Below are 16,459 nucleotides of genomic sequence, written 5' to 3'. Positions count from 1 at the left end.
AGGCTTAATAGGCGCCGACCGGCGTGATATTCGGCAGCGCGCCCAGATTGTCGCGCCAATAGCGTTGCAGCGGATTGCCGAGCATGAAGGCCGACGAGGCCGACACGAACATGATCTTTTCAATCGAGGAATGGATCAACTCGACGATCTGGGCGCATTGCGCGCGCTGCTTGCTGCAGGTGGCGACATCGGGCTTGCGCCCGTCCAGCGCGATGGCGTCCAGGGTGCCAAGCGCATCGAACAGCAGGGTTTCGGCGGCGTCCAGCTGGGCCGCGATCCGGCCCAGTTCCTGCACGAAAACGGCCGATTCCGTCCGGGTCTTGAAGACCGTGGTGACGATCGCCTTTTTCTTGGAGTCTTCCTCGCAGATCTCCTGCATCTTGCGGGCCGCGCCCAGAAGCTGGGCCAGACCGGTGGCGCGGACGCTGGGCACCGGGGACAGCCAGTCCGACGCCGCGCCGAAATGCCGTTTGCCCGGCACGATCATACCGTACGGCTTGTCCATCGTGACGATCAGTTTTTCGGGCACGAAGACATCGGTGGCACAACTGGTATCCGACGGGTGGCTTGCATGCCTGTGACGTACCAGCTGTCCTTCATCTCGATCTGATCCATCGGGATATAGGCCATGCTGATCCCCGGCGCGCTGGGGGTATCGTCGCCCTCGAACAGGATGCCGCATTGCGCCCAGTTGGCCTGACGCGACCCCGAGGTATAGGGCTAGGTGCCGGTGACGCTGAAGCCGCCCTCGGCGCGCAGCGCCTTGCCCGGCGGATTATAGGCGCCGCACACCCGGGTCGGGCCGTCGGCGAACAATTCGTCCTGAATGGCGTCGGCGGCCAGCGAGGCGATCCAGGTGGTGCCGTTGATGATCTGCACGACCCAGGATGCGGATGGGTCGCCCTTGCCGATCTCCATCTGGATACGCGCGAAAGAGCTGAGCGACAGGCCAGCACCGCCAAGACGTTCGGGCAACAGCAGCGAAAAAATGTTCATGTCCGACAGCGCCTGATCGACCGCCGGTGTGAGGGTGCGCAGCTTTTCGGCCTCGGGGGCCTCTTTAGCCAAGAGCGGCTGCAACGCCTTCGCCTGTTCCAGAAAGCCCGGAAGCTTGTGATCGGCAAAGGATGTCGGTTTCGAGTCCGCTTTCAAGAGAGTCGCCATATTACTGTCCTCACATCTGGCAGTTTTATCTTTTCGGCCGCCTGCGCCCTGGGTTCAGAGAATCGGCTGAGTATCTGTCGCACTTTTCCGGCGGCTCTGTCCCTATCGAGCGGCAGGTGGGGTGGCGCGGGCGGAACTGTGGCGGTGGGTCACGCGCCCAAATTCCATCCCTGCCTACCTTTGGAAAGGTTTGCGCCGCCGACCGGCGTGTTCAGTATGTGCGAAAGGAAATAGCGCCCCCGTTCGGGCGCCGGGGAGAGAGGCCTAGGGAGGAAACATGGCTGATACTTATGATTTCGTGATTGCAGGCGGTGGCCATAACGGGCTGATCGCCGCGTGTTATCTGGCCAAGGCCGGGCTGTCGGTCTGTGTGGTCGAGCAAAATGACAAGGTCGGCGGTGGGGTCATCACCCGCGAAGACATCGCGCCGGGATTCCTGAACGACACGCATTCGGTTGCGCATACGATGATTCAGGCCAACCCGCTGATGCAGAACGACGAGCTGGAGCTGAAGTCGAAATACGGCCTGAAATATGTAAATCCCGACAAGTTCACCGCCGCGATTTTCGATGATGGCGAAATTCTGGAATTCCACACCAGCCTGGAAGACACCTGCGCCTCGATCGCCAAAATCTCGCCGCGCGATGCCGAGGCTTACCGCAAGTTCAACCACATGGTGCATCAGGCGCTGGACATGATCGTGATGGGCATGTTCTCGATCCCGCCGTCCCCCGGCATGCAGGCCATGATGATGGACGGCAGCCCCGAAGGCCAGGAAATGATGCGGCTGCAGCAGATCAGTTCGTGGGATCTGATCGACGAATGGTTCGAGCATCCGAAGATCAAGATCGCGCTGGCGCGCTATGCGTCCGAGGCGATGTCGAACCCGTTCGACAACGGCACCGGCTTTGGCTTTTACATCATCCTGCCCTTCATGCACCGCTATGGCTCTGGTATTCCGCTGGGCGGCTCGGGCGCCCTGGCCGCCGCGTTGGAAAAATGTCTTCTCGACAATGGCGGCACCATCAAGGTCAACAGCACCGTCAAGGAAATCAAGGTCGAGGGTGAAAAGGCCACCGGCGTGATCCTTGAAAGCGGCGAAGAGATTGACGGCAGCAAGGGTGTCATCGCCAACCTGCACGTCAAGCAGGTGTTCCCGTATATGGTGCCGGGCGCCAAGAACATTCCCGAATCTTTCACCCATCGCGTCGCCGTCGGCAAACACGCCAGCATCCAGCCGATGGTGATCCACCTGGCGCTGGAGGAAGAGCCCAAATACAAGGTCGGCAACAGTGTCGATGACTTCTTCTGGGTCGAGCGCGCGCATGCGGATCTTCGCGCATGCGGATCTTGAAGAGTTCCAGCAGGCGTTCCGCGATATGGAATACGGTATTCCGCGGCGCGACTTCGCGGCCTATATCGGCCAGCACAAGGTCGACCCGAACCGCGTTCCGGCGGGCAAAAGCATGATGCATATCTATGCCTTCGCGCCCTACAACCTGAAGGGCGCGAAGGCAAATGGGATGAAATCGGTGGCGAGGTCGCGCAGGGGTTCATCGACGACATGTCCGCGATGACCACCAACATGACCAAGGACAACATCATCGGGACGCATTTCTATACGCCGCTGGACATGGAACGCGGCAATCCGTCGATGATCAATGCGGATATCGGCCATCTGGGGCTTTATTCCTGGCAGTTGGGCGGCAACCGCCCGGTTCCGGGTTATTCGCAGTATAAATCGCCGGTGGACAAGCTTTACATGTCGGGGTCCTGTACTCATCCGGGCGGTGGTGTCACCGGCGGTTCGGGGCGCAATGTGGCCCAGGTCGTGATGGAAGATCTGGGGCTCGATTTCGACAAGATCATCGGCTGAACGGAACGGATAAAAACGAATGAAAGTACATAGCAAGGACGGGATGGAGCTGATGGACGTGAAGTCCATCAGCAAGGAGGGCGACCTTCTGGTCATCAAGGGCAAGATGATGGGGGCGATGAACGCCACCATGCATATCGGCCCCGAGGATCTGTGGGCGTCCTTCAAGATGCTGTCGTGGAAGACGCGGCTTGGCTTTCCGGTCCTGCTGATCAAGGGCGCCTTGCGCGGCAAGAAGAAAGATTGACCCGCGCCGTGTCAGTGCGTAAGTGATATAAATCCTATAGGGTGCGGCGTTCCGGCGCCGCAACCGCTTATTCATCATCCCGTTTCCGATGGAAGCGGAGAGGCGTTGGGGAGGTGCCGAAGATGAGAGGAGACTTGTTGAACAAGATCGCCAAAGCGGCCGGTATTGACGAGGCCGACCAGTCCGAAGTCACGGCCGGGGCCGTGCCCAGGAATCGTCCCGCCGCCAAACCGGCCAATGCCGGCACCGCGCCCAGCGGCATGATTTCCAGCCCTGAAGAGATCATCGAAGAGGCCCGCAACGGCCGGATGTTCATCCTGGTCGATGACGAGGACCGTGAGAACGAGGGCGATTTGGTAATCCCCGCGCAGATGGCCACGCCTGATGTGATCAACTTCATGGCCAAGCATGGTCGCGGGCTGGTCTGTCTGGCGATGACCAAACAGCGGGTCGATGCGCTGGGGCTCAATCTGATGAGCCCGAAGAACGAAACCCAGTATGAAACCGCCTTTACCGTCTCGATCGAGGCGCGCGAGGGCGTGACCACCGGCATTTCCGCCCATGACCGCGCGCGCACGATCAATGTCGCGATCGACCCGGGCAAGACCGCGCAGGACATCGTGACGCCTGGGCATGTGTTTCCGCTGATCGCCCGCGATGGCGGCGTGCTGGTGCGCGCCGGTCATACCGAGGCCGCTGTCGATGTGTCGCGGCTGGCCGGGCTGAACCCGTCGGGCGTGATCTGCGAGATCATGAAAGAGGACGGGTCGATGGCCCGGCTTGACGATCTGCTGGAATTTGCCAAGGCGCACGGCCTCAAGATCGGTACGATCCGCGATCTGATCGCCTATCGCCGTCAGCACGACCGGATCATCGACCTGTTGACCGAGCAGAAGTTCGTCAGCCGCTGGGGCGGCGAATGGACGGTCAAGGCGTTCTACAACCGCGCCGATGGCACCGAACAACTGGCGCTGCAAAAGGGCGAAGTCGATCCGAGCAAGCCGACGCTGGTGCGGATGCATCAGGTCACCCCCTTCGCGGATATTTTCGGCGAGATCGGCGAGCGCAGCGATATGCTGTCGCGTTCGATGGATGCGATCGCGGCAGAAGGTGCCGGGGTGGTTGTCGTGCTCAACAAGGTGGCGCCGAACTATATCACCCGCGCGATTCAGCTGCACCGGGGCGAGCGCAATTCGCACACCGACGACATGCGCGACTATGGTGTCGGCGCGCAGATCCTGACCGAGCTGGGTATCCATGAGATGATCCTGCTGACCAATACGCATCACAGCCTGGTCGGACTTGACGCCTATGGGCTGACAATCTCTGGCGAGCGCGCGATCGATTGATCCGCCATATCGGTTTGTGAAACGGGCCTCTTCCTTGCGGAAGGGGCCCGTTTCACATCCGGCGTACAAGACCGGCCTATCCTTCGACAGGGGTCTGATACCGCGCTTTGCGGGACACTTGCCGCTGAAACGCGTGGTTTTCGAGGGAGGATGTCATGCTGGAGCGTCAGGAAGATCTTGATCAGGGGCCGGTATCGGTCACGGTAACCGAAGACAGGGAGCCATGGGACTATTACGATCAGCTTCGCGTGCGCGGCCCCCTTGTCTGGGACGAGGTGATGGGCGGCTGGATCGTGCTGAGCTATGAGCATTGCGCGCAGATCGAGATGAACGAGACGCTGTTCCGCAACCCCTATCAGGACGTGCCGCAGGTCATCATCGACATCAAGGGCGGCGGCCGCAACATCACCGTTCTGGGCGGTGAAGAGCATCGCCGGATGCGGCATTTCTTCATGAAGCTGCTGACGCCGCAGCTGGTGGCGGGATACCGTGAAAAGCAGGTCGTGCCCGTGATCGACATGCTGATGGACCGGATCCTGGCCAAAGGCACCGGCAGGGCCGATCTGACCCGCGATTTCGGCGATCAGATTCCGCCGCGGGTGATTGCCGCGCTGCTGGGGATGCCGTGGCAGGACGATGCGCTGGTGGCGCGGATCCTGCATCTGCACGAGGAAATCATGGAGGTGATCGGATCGGGTTTTCGCACCGAGGAGCTGCGCCAGAAGGGGCTGCGCGTGTCGGCCGAGATCAACGAGATGTTGCTGCCCTATATCCGGGCCCGTCGCGATAATCCGCAGGACGATCTGATCAGCCGGGTCTGGACCGAGGCGCCGTCGGATTATGGCGATGACCTGACCGAGGCCGACGCCGTCGCGATCTGCCGCGAGCTGTTTCTGGGCGGCGCCGATACCACGGTGCATGGTATTGCCAACCTGCTGTATCTGACCCTGACCGATGACGCGGTGCGCGCCGCGCTGACCACGGATCGCGACGCGGCGCTGCCCGTAGCGGTGGAAGAGGCAATGCGGCTTTACGGCTCGGTCATGTATCGGTTCCGCATCGCCAATGAAGCAACAGAGATCGCCGGGCAACAGATCAAGGCGGGCGACCGGATGATCCTGCTGCATTCGGCGGCGAACCGCGATCCCGTGAAATATGCCTGCCCCCATGCGGCCGATCTGTCGCGCCGTCCGGCCAACGATCATCTGGCGTTCAACAAGGGGCCGCGCAACGTGCGCTTCGACATCTGAGCGCGTGGCCTGCGTCAGTCGGGGTCGTCGGTCTGCGCGTTGCGAAAGCCGACCGGCGACAGGCCGAAACGGCGCTTGAAGGCGCGGGCCAGCGCGCCTTCGTTGGCATAGCCCACGCGGTAGGCGACATCCGACAGGGGCAGGGGGCTTGTGCGCAGCAGCTCCTGCGCCATCGCCATGCGGACGTTCAGCAGGTATTGCGCCGGGGGTTCGCCCATCGCCTCGGTGAAACTGGTGGCGAAGACCGTGCGCGACATGCCGGATTCGCGCGCCAGCGCGGCCACGCTCCATTTGCGGTCGGGCGCGTGGTGAATCGCCCGCACCGCCGGGGCGATGCGAAACAGTTGCGACCGGCTGAGTGCGCCGCCCCGCACATGGGCGTAGTGCAGATATTCCTGGATCGCGCGGATGATCGCCGCCTCGGAAAACCGGCGCACGATGGCTTGATCGCCGGCATCGCTTGCGTCGCGGAGTTGATTGATCAACTGGATCATCGGACGCAGCCAGGCGGCGACCTGGCCGTTTTCACCGCGAAACACGATGGCGACCGGCAGCATTCGCAGCAGCGGGGCGGCCCGGTCGGTATCGATGCGCAGATTGGCGTGGCCCAGTTCGGCGCCGTTGCTGTTGTCACGGCACGACAGCCTGTGCCGCGTGCCGTGCGGAATCACCAGAAGATCACCCACGTCCAGCTCGAACCGGGCCCCGGCCAGGTCCAGCACCGCACCGCCCTGTTCGATCAGATAGCTGAGCACTTCGCGCGGCCCCATGGATTGCAGCGACCAGGGCGCGGTATAGGTGGCGTAGTAGAACGAGGTCGCCTCGCAATGGATATTGTCGAGCAGGTTGGTCACCGCCTGCCAGCTGTGATGCGGGTCGGCGGGCAGTTCCGGGCCCGGAGACGCGGTTGCGCCCGGGGGAATGTCGATGATGGGGGCGTCAGTCTCGCGCGTCATTGGAACCTGCAGTTGGTGCCCAGCCCTGTGCCCGAGGGGGCGGCGGGTGCGGCACATACTGCGCCGCACCCGCCTTGTTCACAAGCCGGGTGCCGATCGCCTATTCCTCTGGCGCGATGGTCAGAGACATGCCATCGGGGGTGTCTTCCACCTTGACCTGGCAGGCCAGTCGCGAGGTCGGTTTGCTTTCGAGCAGAAAGCTGACCATCTCGGTTTCGAGTTCGGCCGCTGGCGGCAGCTTGGCGAACGAGCTTTCGTCGACATAGATGTGGCAGGTGCCACAGGCGCAGGCACCGCCACATTCGGCACGGATGTGATACCCCGCCTCGCGCAGCGCCAGCATCAGATCGCCTTGCGGCTTCATCTCGACCGCACGGACGGAGCCGTCGCGGTCGGTTACAGTCAAAACAGGCATTCGGTCCTATTTCCCCGCTTAGTTGATCAGCATCGGCACGGTCTTGGGGGTCAGTTCCCCGAAGAAGTTGGCCTTGTATTCGGGTTCGAACGCCGGATCCTCAAGCCGCAGCTTGGGGAAGCGCTTCAGCATCGATTCAAGGCTGGTCTGGATGACCATACGGCCCAGCCGGTTGCCGACGCAATGATGCGGGCCGATGCCGAAGGTCAGGATGCCCTGGGGGTTGCGACGGATATCGAAACGATCGGGATCGGGGAACATGGTCGGGTCGAAATGCGCGCCTTGGCTGGAGGCCAGAACCGGGATGTCCTTCGGGATCTTCACGCCGTTCAGCACCGTGTCTTTCTTGGCATAGCGCGGAAATGCGAAATAGCCGGTAGACTGATAGCGCAGGCATTCCGAAACCGCACTGTCCAGCAGCGACATATCGGACTTGAGCAGTTCAAGCTGATCGGGATTGCGGCCCAGCACCAGCATGGCATTGCCGAAGCTTGATGTGGTCGTGCCAAGGGCCGCGCCGCAAAGCGCGTTGATCTGGCCGAACAGTTCTTCGTTGGACAGCCGGTCTTCCTCGTAGGTGGCGCTGATCAGTTTTCCGAGTACGTCATTGGTGGGGTTGCGGCGGCGATCCTCGATCACGCCCATCATCATTTCGCGATGGTTGATCATCAGCGCCATGAATTCCGTCGGGTATTCGTCGTCAGGGCCCAAATCCACCATGGTCGCAAAACCTTCATGCGCCCGTTCGAACGCTCTTTGCTGTTCTTCGGTCAGGCTGAAGGCCGCGTCCAGAAGAACGCGGGTGATGATGTCCCCCGCGAAATCGGCCATCACGTCGAAACGGTCGCCTTTGGCCTCGATCGCGTCGAGCTTTTCATCGACGATCTTCTGGGTGGCTTCCTTCAGCGCGTTGACCCCGGCGGGCATGAATGCGGGCGCCATCAGACGACGGACGCGCAGATGATCTTCGCCGTCCATCTGGGCCACGGCCTGAAGCCCGGCGAAGAAGTCGAAAATATAGTAGCCGGGCAGATCCGGCGCGACCATGGAATAATCATCGGTGTCGCTGTAAACTGCTTTGACATCCTCATAGCGGCCGCAGACCACGATGGGCACGCCGCTGCGGGTGCAGTAGAAGGGCTCTTTTTGCGCCCACTCCCGCATCAGCCTGAGAATTTCCTTGGTTTTGATAATGCTGTCATCACCGAGATCCAGATCGACCACATGGGCCGGATCAAGATCTTCGAGGCGAATAGCCTGGGCGTCTTGTATCGTCATGGAAATCTCCTCCCGTTTTCCAGCAGCGGTCGCTTTTCGGGCGGGCCGCAGTGACGACATACTTTGTTAGATCCCTTCGCTTTGCGACAGCCCCGAGCGTTCGCAATGAGCGGCTGATCGTTCGGATACGGGGGTTTGGGGCGTCAGGTGCCCAGATAGGCGTCGCGGATCCTGTCGTCGCTATGCAACTGGCCCGAGGGTCCGTGGAAGGCCATTTCGCCGTTTTCGAGGATATAACCATATTGGCTGACCGTCAGCGCCAGTTCGGCGTTCTGCTCGACGATCAGGGTGGTCAGCCCGTCACGGTTCAGCCGCACGATCACGTCGAACAGCGTTTTCACCAGCACCGGCGACAGGCCAAGGCTGGGCTCGTCCATCAGCAGTAATCGGGGCCGCGACATCAGCGCCCGGCCGATCATCAGCATCTGCTGCTCGCCGCCCGACAGGGTGCCGGCGTGCTGCTGCTCACGCTCTTTCAGCCGGGGGAAGATATCATAGATATGTTCCTGATCGTGGCGCAGCTGGCGGCGGTCGCCACGGTGGATCCAGCCGCCCAGCAGCAGGTTGTCGGCCACTGACATGTCGGGAAAAATCTCGCGCCCTTCGGGCACCTGGGCGATGCCGCGGCGCACGATTTCCTCGGGGCTCAGGCCATCGATACGCTCGCCCTCGAACCTGATCGCGCCGCCGCGCAGGGGCACCAGACCGCTGATACAGTTCAGCGTCGTGCTTTTGCCCGCGCCATTGGCCCCCAGCAGCGCGTCCAGCGCGGCAATCTCGCGGTTGCGCAGCCCGGCGGCGGGTTCGTCCAGCAGCAAAAGCCGCGGCTTCGATGCCAGCGCCCGCACGATATCGAGCATCTTCTGGCGCCCGAAATCCAGCGCGCCGGCCTTGGTGTCGCGTACCTCGGACAGGCCCATGCGTTCCAGAAGCGCCTCTGCCTCGTGCAGCGCGGCGGCTTCGGCCCGGCTGCGGCTGCGGCCCGGCAGAAGGGGTATGTAGCGCGGAATCCGGGTGCTCATGCCCACCAGCACGTTTTCCAGAACGGTCATGCGGCCGCACAGTTCGATATTCTGGAAGGTGCGGGACAGGCCGCGTCCGGCCAGGCTGTGCGGCGGCAGGGTGGATATTACCTGATCGTCGAACCGTACCCGCCCGGCGCTGAGGTTATAGACCCGGGTGATCGCGTTGAAAGCGGTGGATTTGCCCGCGCCGTTGGGGCCGATCAGCGCGTGGATCGTGCCCTGTTCGACCTCAAGCGACAGTCGGTCCAGTGCGGTCAGCCCGCGCAGCGCCCCGTAAACCCCCTGGGGCATCAGGGTGATCGACAGCACCAGGATCAGCCCATAGACGAATTCCTGCCAGACTAGGAAATCCTTCATCACGGCGCGCAGCACCTCGGGCAGCAGGCCCAGGATGACCGCCCCCAGAATCACGCCGGGCACCGTGCCCATGCCGCCCACCACCAGCATCGTCAGCAACAGGACCGCCGGGGCGAAGGTGAAATTCTCGGGACTGATGAAGCTGTTGAACACCACCAGCATCCCGCCCGCCACACCGGCATAGACGCTGGAAATGACGAAGGCCCACAGTTTGGTCCGGCGCACGCTGATGCCCGAAACGGCGGCCACATGCTCGCTGTCGCGGATCGCGGCCATCGACCGGCCCAGATGCGAGCGCAGCAGCAGGAAGGTGGCCAGCAGCATCACCGCAAAGATCACGGCCAGCACCCGGAAATTGCTGGCGTCACTGTTCGAGGTGAACAGGATGAACTCTGACGGATGCACCCGCAGCCCGTCCACCCCGCCTGTTGCCGCTTTCCAGGTCTGAAAGCCCCAGTTCACCGCCGAGGCGAAGGCCACCGTCGCAAGGCCCAGATAGATATGGCGCAGCCGGACCGACGCCACGGCCACCAGCGCCGCCAACCCGGCGCAGACCAGCACCGCCAGCAGCAGGCCGGCGGGGAAGGGGATGCCGAACCGGTCCTGCAGGATCGCCGTCAGATAGGCGCCGATCCCATAAAACGCCACATGGCTGAAGGCGAACTGCCCGGCATGGCCCATGATCACGTCAAGCCCCAGCGCCAGCACCGCATAGACCATCAGCGTGCAACCGACATAAAGCAGGTAATTGTTCAGATAGAGCGGCAGCACCATCGCCACCGCGACGAAGGCCAGCGGCCAGACGACTTCGCCGCGCGAAAGGGTTCCATACATCCGCTCAGACCTTCTTTACATGCGCGGCACCGCCGAACAGCCCCTGCGGGCGCAGTACCAGCACCGCCATGATGATCAGGAACGGCGCCACCGCGATGGTCTGCGAGCCGAAGACATAGCCGATCAGGTTTTGCACGACGCCGACGATGAACCCGCCGACGATCGCACCGGGCAGGTTGGTGAAGCCGCCGATCACCGCCGCGGCCAGCGCGATCATGATGATCCCGCCCATATCCGGGGTCAGCCCCAGCTTGGGACCGACCAGTACGCCGCTGATCCCGGCCATGGTGCCGGCGATACCCCAGACCGTCATCCGCATCCGTGTCACCGGAATTCCCGACAGCGCGGCGGCGTGCGGATTTTGGCTGGAGGCGCGCAGCGCCCGGCCCAGAAGCGTGTGGTTGAAGAACAGCCAGAACCCCAGGATCGCCAGCACCGCGACCGTGACGATGGCGATATCGGTGCGCAGGACCGGCACCCGCCCGATGAACAGCGGTGGCCCCGACAGCATCGGCGGCAACGAGCGCACCTCCTCGGTATAGGGGATGACCCGGACCAGCCCCTTGAGCATCAGCGACAGGCCGAAGGTGGCGATGACAATCGGCACAAGCGGGCTTTCGCGGCCGCTGATCCGGCGGGTGATCGGCACGATGGCCAGCCGCTCGAACCCGGCGCCCAGCACGAAGGTGCCGCCGGCCACCAGTGGAAAAGATCAGCGCATAGGGGGCCGATGTGGCAACCGTGAAGAACAGCGCGATATAGGCGCCGACCATCACGAATTCGCCAGCGGCGAAATTCACCGCCTCGGAGGATTTGTAGACAATCACGATCGACAGCGCGATCAGCGCATAGACCGATCCGGTGACGATCCCGCTGAGGATCACCAGCGCCAGATGGGTGGACATTCTCAGACCCCTCCCGCGTGCGGCGTCATCGCGCGAACACCTCGGGGTCGATGATCCGGTCCCAGATATAGGGGCCGCCGACGCGGGTGACGGTGGTGCCGTCGAACTTGACGATGACCTGCCCGCGGTTGGAATCGCGCCGCCCCGGCGCGATTACGGTGGGCGCGGCCATCACGCCGGTTTCAAGGCTGGTCTGCTCGACCGCAGCCATGAAGCTTTCGCGCGACAGATCCGGCCCGGCGCGGTCCAGCGCATCGACGATCGCCATGGCATGGGGGAAGCCATAGGCGCCGATGATGCCGGGATTGGGCCGGTCGGGATAGTATTTGACCATCAGATCCTTCCACGGCTTCAACGCCGGGTCGTCCATGGATTCGCCGACCAGCGGATGCGCGTAATAGAATTTGCCCAGCCCGGTGGTGTCGCCATTGAGGCTGCTCAGGAACGCCTCGGGGTTGGACACGCCCTGAATGGCCGAGATGACGGGCTTCGACAGCATCCCGAATTCGACGAACTTCTTCATGATCAGCGTGGTCGGCGGGACATAGGTGGTCAGCACGATCACATCGGGATTGGCGGCCTGAACGTTCAGCACCGGCACGGTGACATCGGTGGCGTTGTTCGGCACGATCTCGTTGGCCACGATCCGGACGCCGTATTTGTCGGCCATGGCGTGGATCATTTCCATCGCCGAGGTGCCCATTGCATCGTCCGGCCCCAGAACGCCCACGGATTTGGCGCCCAGCCCCTCGATCGCATACATCATCACGGCAGCCAGGGTGGCGCGCTGCGTCCCCGGTGCGGCCCCGATCTGATACATACTGGGCGGATAGACCCCGGCATCGCCCGAGGCGTTCATCATGAAATGCGGGATCTTTTCCTGGTTCACCAGTTCCTGGATCGACACGGTCGACCCCGAGCACGCGCCGCCGAACAGCAAGAACACCTTGTCGACATTGATGTATTTTCGGGCAATCGCGTTTGCCTCGGACGGGGTGCATTTGTCGTCTTCGACCAGATAGCGGATCTTGCGGCTGTGGATGCCGCCCTTGGCGTTGATGTCGTCGAAATAGGCGCGCGCAGCATTCATCGGATCGGTGCCATAGGCGGCAAGCGGGCCCGACAGGGGCTCGAACATGCCGATCAGGATTTCATCGTCGGTGACGCCGGTGGTGGTTTGCGCGACCCCCGGCAGCGCCAGTGCGGCGGCCAGGGCCAGCCCATGCGCGACACGGCCAAGACATGCTGTTCCAAACATTGCGATTCCTCCCCAGGGATGGGCGGCCGCGCCGCCGATACCGGAACCCTAGGTCCGTGCCTTTCCCCTGCGATACTTTCTTTCGATAGGTAGGCCGGGGCTCAGTTCAGTTTGCGGTCGTCCAGCCCCAGATTGCGGCCGATGATTTCCAGCATGATCTCGGAGGCGCCGGCAAAGATCCGCGATACCCGCGCATCGGTATACATCCGGCAGATCCGGTATTCCTGCATGTAACCGGCCCCGCCATGCAACTGCACACAGGTGTCCATCACCCGGCCCTCCAACTCGGTCGCCAGAAGTTTGGCGGCGGCGGCGGTGTCGGCGGCCAGTTCGCGCTGGTTCTGGGCCATCACGCATTGATCGACGAAGGTCTGGATCGCGTCGATCTCGGCCCGCATCTGGGCCATCTTGAACCGCGAGTTCTGAAACGTGCCGATGGGTCGCCCGAAGGCGCGGCGCTCTTTGACGAATTCCAGCGTCAGGTCGAACGCGGTCTGCGCGGCGGCCATGGCGGCGATCGCGCCGACGACACGCTCGCCGGCCAGGAAATCGGTCAGATGATGAAACCCGCGCGCCGGATCGCCCAGCACATTGACCTTGGGCACCACAACATCGTTGAAGAACAGCTCGGACGTGTCCTGTGCCTCCAGCCCCATTTTTTTCAGCCGATTGCCACGCTCGAACCCGTCCATGCCACGCTCGACCACGAACAGGCCGACCTTGTGCTTTTCAGTGGTCGAGGTGTGCGCCGCGACCACGATCAGATCGGCGATCTGGCCGTTCGAGATATAGGTTTTGGAGCCGTTGATGATCCAGTTATCGCCATCTTCGACCGCGGTGGTGCGCATCGCCGCCAGATCCGAGCCGCAATTGGGCTCGGTCATGGCGATGGCCAGGATCGTTTCGCCGGTGATGCAACCGGGCAGCCAGCGCTGTTTCTGCTCTTCAGTGCCCAGCCCGCCGATATAGGGTGCGACCAGGCTGGAATGCAGATGGATGTAGAAGCCCGGGTCGCCGTGGCGCATATTCTCTTCCGAGATGATCTGCTGATAGCGGACATCCGCCATGCCGGCGCCGCCATAAGCCTCGTCCGCCCAGGGCAGCAGCAGGCCCAGCTCGCCGGCCTTCAGATAGGCGTCGCGGTCAACGAAACCCTGATCGCGCCATTTCTCGGCCCGCGGGCCGATCTCGTTTTGAAAGAACCGCCGGACCATATCGCGGAACTGCTCGTGGTCCGGCTCGAAAATCATGCGTTTCATGGCCATGCCGTCATGCCGCCGCGAACAAGGGCATATCGCCGGTGGCACGGGTGCGCAGCCAGTCCGAGGGGCAGAAGCGTTCGCCATATTTGTCGGCCAGCGCATCGCATTCCGCAACGAACGTCGCCACGCCCACCGTGTCGATCAGCGACATGGTGCCGCCGGTATAGGTCGGGAACCCCCAGCCCAGCACCGCGCCCAGGATGCCGACCTTGCTGGCCTCCACCTTGTCATGGCCCTTGGGCCGCGCGCCCAGCCGGTCGGTCTTGCCCTTGTTCAGGAAGGTCGTGCGGATCAGGTTGCGCGCCACCGGGCCGGTCAGCAGCCGGGCGAAATGCTTGCATTCCACGTTCTGCGCCATGTCATAGGGCAGTTGCACCCCTTCGAACACGCAGGCGGTGATGGCGATCGGCGCCGAGACCCTGACGAAATTCGGCGGCATCGACGCGCTGATCAGCAATGCCGGCGCGATCCATATGGTGCCACTGACGGACATGACCGCCGATCAGTTCGACATGCTGATGAACATCAATGTCCGCGCCACGCTGATGATCGCGCAGGCCGCGCACCCGCACCTGTCGGCGGCGCGCGGCACGATTGTCGCCACCGCCTCGACCGCATCGGAACAGCCGACCGTCGGGCTTGGCTGCTATTCCACCAGCTAGGCGGCGCTGGTCATGCTGGTGCGACAAATGGCCGCTGAATGGGGCCCCGACGGTATCCGCTGCAACTGTGTCTCGCCGGGGCCCACGCATACGGCGATGACCGCGGCCTCGTATGACGACCCGGAAATCCGGGCGCAGCGCGGCGCCGAAATCCCGCTGGGCCGCGTCGGCACGCCCGAAGATTTGGCCCGCGCGATCCGGTTTCTGGCCGGGCCGGAGGCCAGCCATATCACTGGGGTGAACCTGCTGGTGGACGGCGGGATCAGTGCGAACCTTGCCACCTCGAAAAGCAGTGCGGCCAACAGGATCGACAGCAAATGACGGGCGCGGGCGAACAACGCAAAGGGCCGCTCAGCGGTATCCGTATCGTCGAGATGGACGCGATCGGGCCGGTGCCGCTCAGCGCGACGCTGCTGGCCGATATGGGGACCGATATCCTGCGCCTGGCGCGCACGGGCGGGCAGGGTGCCTATGAGGATGTGGGCGCCACGATCCTGCATCGCGGGCGCGACACGGTCGCGCTGAACCTGAAGGATCCCGCCGACCGCGCTAGCGCGCTGGAACTGATCGTCGGGGCCGACGCGCTGATCGAGGGGTTTCGCCCCGGTGTGATGGAACGGCTGGGGCTGGGGCCCGAAATCTGCCTTGGGCGCCGCCCGTCGCTGGTTTACGGCCGGATGACCGGCTGGGGCCAGACCGGCCCGCTGGCACCGCGGGCGGGGCATGACATCAACTATATCGCGCTTTCCGGCGCGCTTGGCATGATGGGCGAACCCGGTCGCCCGCCGGTGCCGCCCCTCAACCTGGTGGGCGACTATGGCGGTGGTGCGATGTTCCTGGCGATGGGTGTTCTGGCCGGTGTGATCGAGGCGCAGCGCACCGGCCGGGGGCAGGTCGTGGATGCGGCGATGACAGATGGCGTCGCCATGCTGCTGAGCCTGTTTCTGGCGCTGCGGCAGGGCAGCGGCTGGACGGCGGATCGCGGCGCCAACCTGCTGGATGGCGGGATGCCGTTCTATCGCTGTTACGACTGCGCGGATGGCAGCCATGTCGCTGTGGGCGCGATCGAGCCGCAGTTTTACAAGGCGCTGCTGGACGGGCTGGGACTGAACCCGGCGGATTTCCCGCAATGGGACAAAAGCGCCTGGGCCGGAACCCGCGCGACCTTTGCCGAACGGTTCCGCAGCCGTAGCCGCGACGACTGGGCCGCGCTTTTTGCCGAAACCGATGCCTGCGTGTCGCCCGTCCTTGATCTGCTGGAGGCCGCCGAACACCCGCATAACGCGGCGCGTGAAACATTTGTGCGCCGCGACGGGTTCGTGCACCCGTCCCCGGCGCCGCGTTTTTCGGAAACACCGGGCGCGATCCGCGCGGGCCGGACGCTTGCGATGCCCGACGCCCTTGCCCGTTGGTCGGGGGTGCGGGGCGGGGTAGGCACGGTATGAACTGTTGCGGCGGGGCCGTCCGCCCGTTAACTGGAATTGAGTGGGGGGATACGGAATGAAGGTGCTTGTACCTGTCAAACGTGTGATCGACTATAACGTCAAGGTTCGTGTTAAGGCGGATGGCGGCGGCGTTGATCTTGCGAATGTGAAGATGTCGATGAACCCGTTTGACGAGA

Annotated in this window: 17 protein-coding genes and 2 pseudogenes; 9 read left to right on the top strand and 10 right to left on the bottom strand. The window is 63.2% G+C overall.

Annotation, left to right across the window (positions count from 1 at the left end; all coding sequences use genetic code 11):
* Positions 1 to 4 precede the first annotated feature (4 nt).
* Together ACSR1C_RS14200 and ACSR1C_RS14195 are read right to left on the bottom strand one after the other, a co-directional pair.
* The gene (locus tag ACSR1C_RS14200; RefSeq protein ID WP_460260035.1) at positions 5 to 529 is read right to left on the bottom strand and encodes an acyl-CoA dehydrogenase family protein; all 525 of its coding nucleotides are present in this window, start codon (positions 527 to 529) and stop codon (positions 5 to 7) included.
* Between the two features lie 191 nt (positions 530 to 720).
* The gene (locus tag ACSR1C_RS14195) at positions 721 to 1,164 is read right to left on the bottom strand and encodes an acyl-CoA dehydrogenase family protein (protein ID WP_460260034.1); all 444 of its coding nucleotides are present in this window, start codon (positions 1,162 to 1,164) and stop codon (positions 721 to 723) included.
* A gap of 277 nt (positions 1,165 to 1,441) precedes the next feature.
* Between ACSR1C_RS14195 and ACSR1C_RS14190 the strand changes: the two genes are divergently transcribed.
* The 6 genes from ACSR1C_RS14190 to ACSR1C_RS14165 all read left to right on the top strand — a co-directional run bounded on the left by ACSR1C_RS14190 (position 1,442) and on the right by ACSR1C_RS14165 (position 5,886).
* Complete coding sequence (locus tag ACSR1C_RS14190; protein WP_460260033.1) at positions 1,442 to 2,518, top strand: phytoene desaturase family protein; 1,077 nt, start codon at positions 1,442 to 1,444, stop codon at positions 2,516 to 2,518.
* On the top strand, positions 2,457 to 2,741 hold the full coding sequence (locus ACSR1C_RS14185; protein ID WP_460260032.1) for a hypothetical protein: 285 nt from the start codon (positions 2,457 to 2,459) through the stop codon (positions 2,739 to 2,741). The genes ACSR1C_RS14190 and ACSR1C_RS14185 overlap by 62 nt, the downstream gene beginning before the upstream one ends.
* The gene (locus ACSR1C_RS14180; RefSeq protein WP_460260031.1) at positions 2,729 to 3,040 is read left to right on the top strand and encodes a hypothetical protein; all 312 of its coding nucleotides are present in this window, start codon (positions 2,729 to 2,731) and stop codon (positions 3,038 to 3,040) included. The genes ACSR1C_RS14185 and ACSR1C_RS14180 overlap by 13 nt, the downstream gene beginning before the upstream one ends.
* Before the next feature lie 19 nt (positions 3,041 to 3,059).
* Positions 3,060 to 3,287, top strand: a complete 228-nt coding sequence (locus ACSR1C_RS14175; protein ID WP_460260030.1) for a hypothetical protein — start codon at positions 3,060 to 3,062, stop codon at positions 3,285 to 3,287.
* 260 nt (positions 3,288 to 3,547) lie between these two features.
* Positions 3,548 to 4,636, top strand: coding sequence for a 3,4-dihydroxy-2-butanone-4-phosphate synthase (gene ribB, locus ACSR1C_RS14170; protein WP_460260125.1), 1,089 nt, complete (start codon positions 3,548 to 3,550; stop codon positions 4,634 to 4,636).
* 155 nt (positions 4,637 to 4,791) lie between these two features.
* A complete protein-coding gene (locus ACSR1C_RS14165; RefSeq protein ID WP_460260029.1) occupies positions 4,792 to 5,886 on the top strand; it encodes a cytochrome P450 in 1,095 nt (364 codons plus the stop codon).
* Between the two features lie 14 nt (positions 5,887 to 5,900).
* On the opposite strand, the gene ACSR1C_RS14160 is transcribed toward ACSR1C_RS14165, so the two are convergent.
* The 8 genes from ACSR1C_RS14160 to ACSR1C_RS14125 form a co-directional block, all read right to left on the bottom strand.
* Positions 5,901 to 6,842 (bottom strand): AraC family transcriptional regulator, encoded by a 942-nt coding sequence (locus ACSR1C_RS14160; protein ID WP_460260028.1) that lies wholly within the window; start codon positions 6,840 to 6,842, stop codon positions 5,901 to 5,903.
* 100 nt (positions 6,843 to 6,942) lie between these two features.
* Positions 6,943 to 7,257, bottom strand: coding sequence for a 2Fe-2S iron-sulfur cluster-binding protein (locus ACSR1C_RS14155; protein ID WP_460260027.1), 315 nt, complete (start codon positions 7,255 to 7,257; stop codon positions 6,943 to 6,945).
* 18 nt (positions 7,258 to 7,275) lie between these two features.
* Positions 7,276 to 8,535: a cytochrome P450 gene (locus ACSR1C_RS14150; RefSeq protein ID WP_460260026.1), complete on the bottom strand. Its 1,260-nt coding sequence runs from the start codon at positions 8,533 to 8,535 to the stop codon at positions 7,276 to 7,278.
* Positions 8,536 to 8,678: 143 nt separating this feature from the next.
* Positions 8,679 to 10,751: an ATP-binding cassette domain-containing protein gene (locus tag ACSR1C_RS14145; protein WP_460260025.1), complete on the bottom strand. Its 2,073-nt coding sequence runs from the start codon at positions 10,749 to 10,751 to the stop codon at positions 8,679 to 8,681.
* A gap of 4 nt (positions 10,752 to 10,755) precedes the next feature.
* Complete coding sequence (locus ACSR1C_RS14140) at positions 10,756 to 11,451, bottom strand: branched-chain amino acid ABC transporter permease (protein ID WP_460260024.1); 696 nt, start codon at positions 11,449 to 11,451, stop codon at positions 10,756 to 10,758.
* A 230-nt stretch (positions 11,452 to 11,681) separates the two neighbouring features.
* Positions 11,682 to 12,914, bottom strand: a complete 1,233-nt coding sequence (locus tag ACSR1C_RS14135) for an ABC transporter substrate-binding protein (RefSeq protein WP_460260023.1) — start codon at positions 12,912 to 12,914, stop codon at positions 11,682 to 11,684.
* 101 nt (positions 12,915 to 13,015) lie between these two features.
* Complete coding sequence (locus tag ACSR1C_RS14130; RefSeq protein WP_460260022.1) at positions 13,016 to 14,173, bottom strand: acyl-CoA dehydrogenase family protein; 1,158 nt, start codon at positions 14,171 to 14,173, stop codon at positions 13,016 to 13,018.
* Between the two features lie 10 nt (positions 14,174 to 14,183).
* Positions 14,184 to 14,615 (bottom strand): hypothetical protein, encoded by a 432-nt coding sequence (locus ACSR1C_RS14125; RefSeq protein WP_460260021.1) that lies wholly within the window; start codon positions 14,613 to 14,615, stop codon positions 14,184 to 14,186.
* On the opposite strand from ACSR1C_RS14125, the pseudogene ACSR1C_RS14120 reads away from it, so the two are divergent.
* From ACSR1C_RS14120 to ACSR1C_RS14110, 3 genes and pseudogenes are all read left to right on the top strand, one after another.
* A pseudogene (locus ACSR1C_RS14120) lies at positions 14,575 to 15,159 on the top strand (SDR family NAD(P)-dependent oxidoreductase). The gene ACSR1C_RS14125 and the pseudogene ACSR1C_RS14120 overlap by 41 nt on opposite strands.
* Entirely contained in the window at positions 15,156 to 16,283 is a 1,128-nt protein-coding gene (locus ACSR1C_RS14115) for a CaiB/BaiF CoA transferase family protein (RefSeq protein WP_460260020.1), read from the top strand. The pseudogene ACSR1C_RS14120 and the gene ACSR1C_RS14115 overlap by 4 nt, the downstream one beginning before the upstream one ends.
* A gap of 55 nt (positions 16,284 to 16,338) precedes the next feature.
* Positions 16,339 to 16,459, top strand: a pseudogene (locus ACSR1C_RS14110) (electron transfer flavoprotein subunit beta/FixA family protein); the annotation flags it as partial.

The organism is Actibacterium sp. D185-2 (assembly GCF_054954595.1).
The sequence above is the reverse complement of the archived record's forward strand: the minus strand, read 5'-3'. Positions and strand labels throughout refer to the sequence as shown.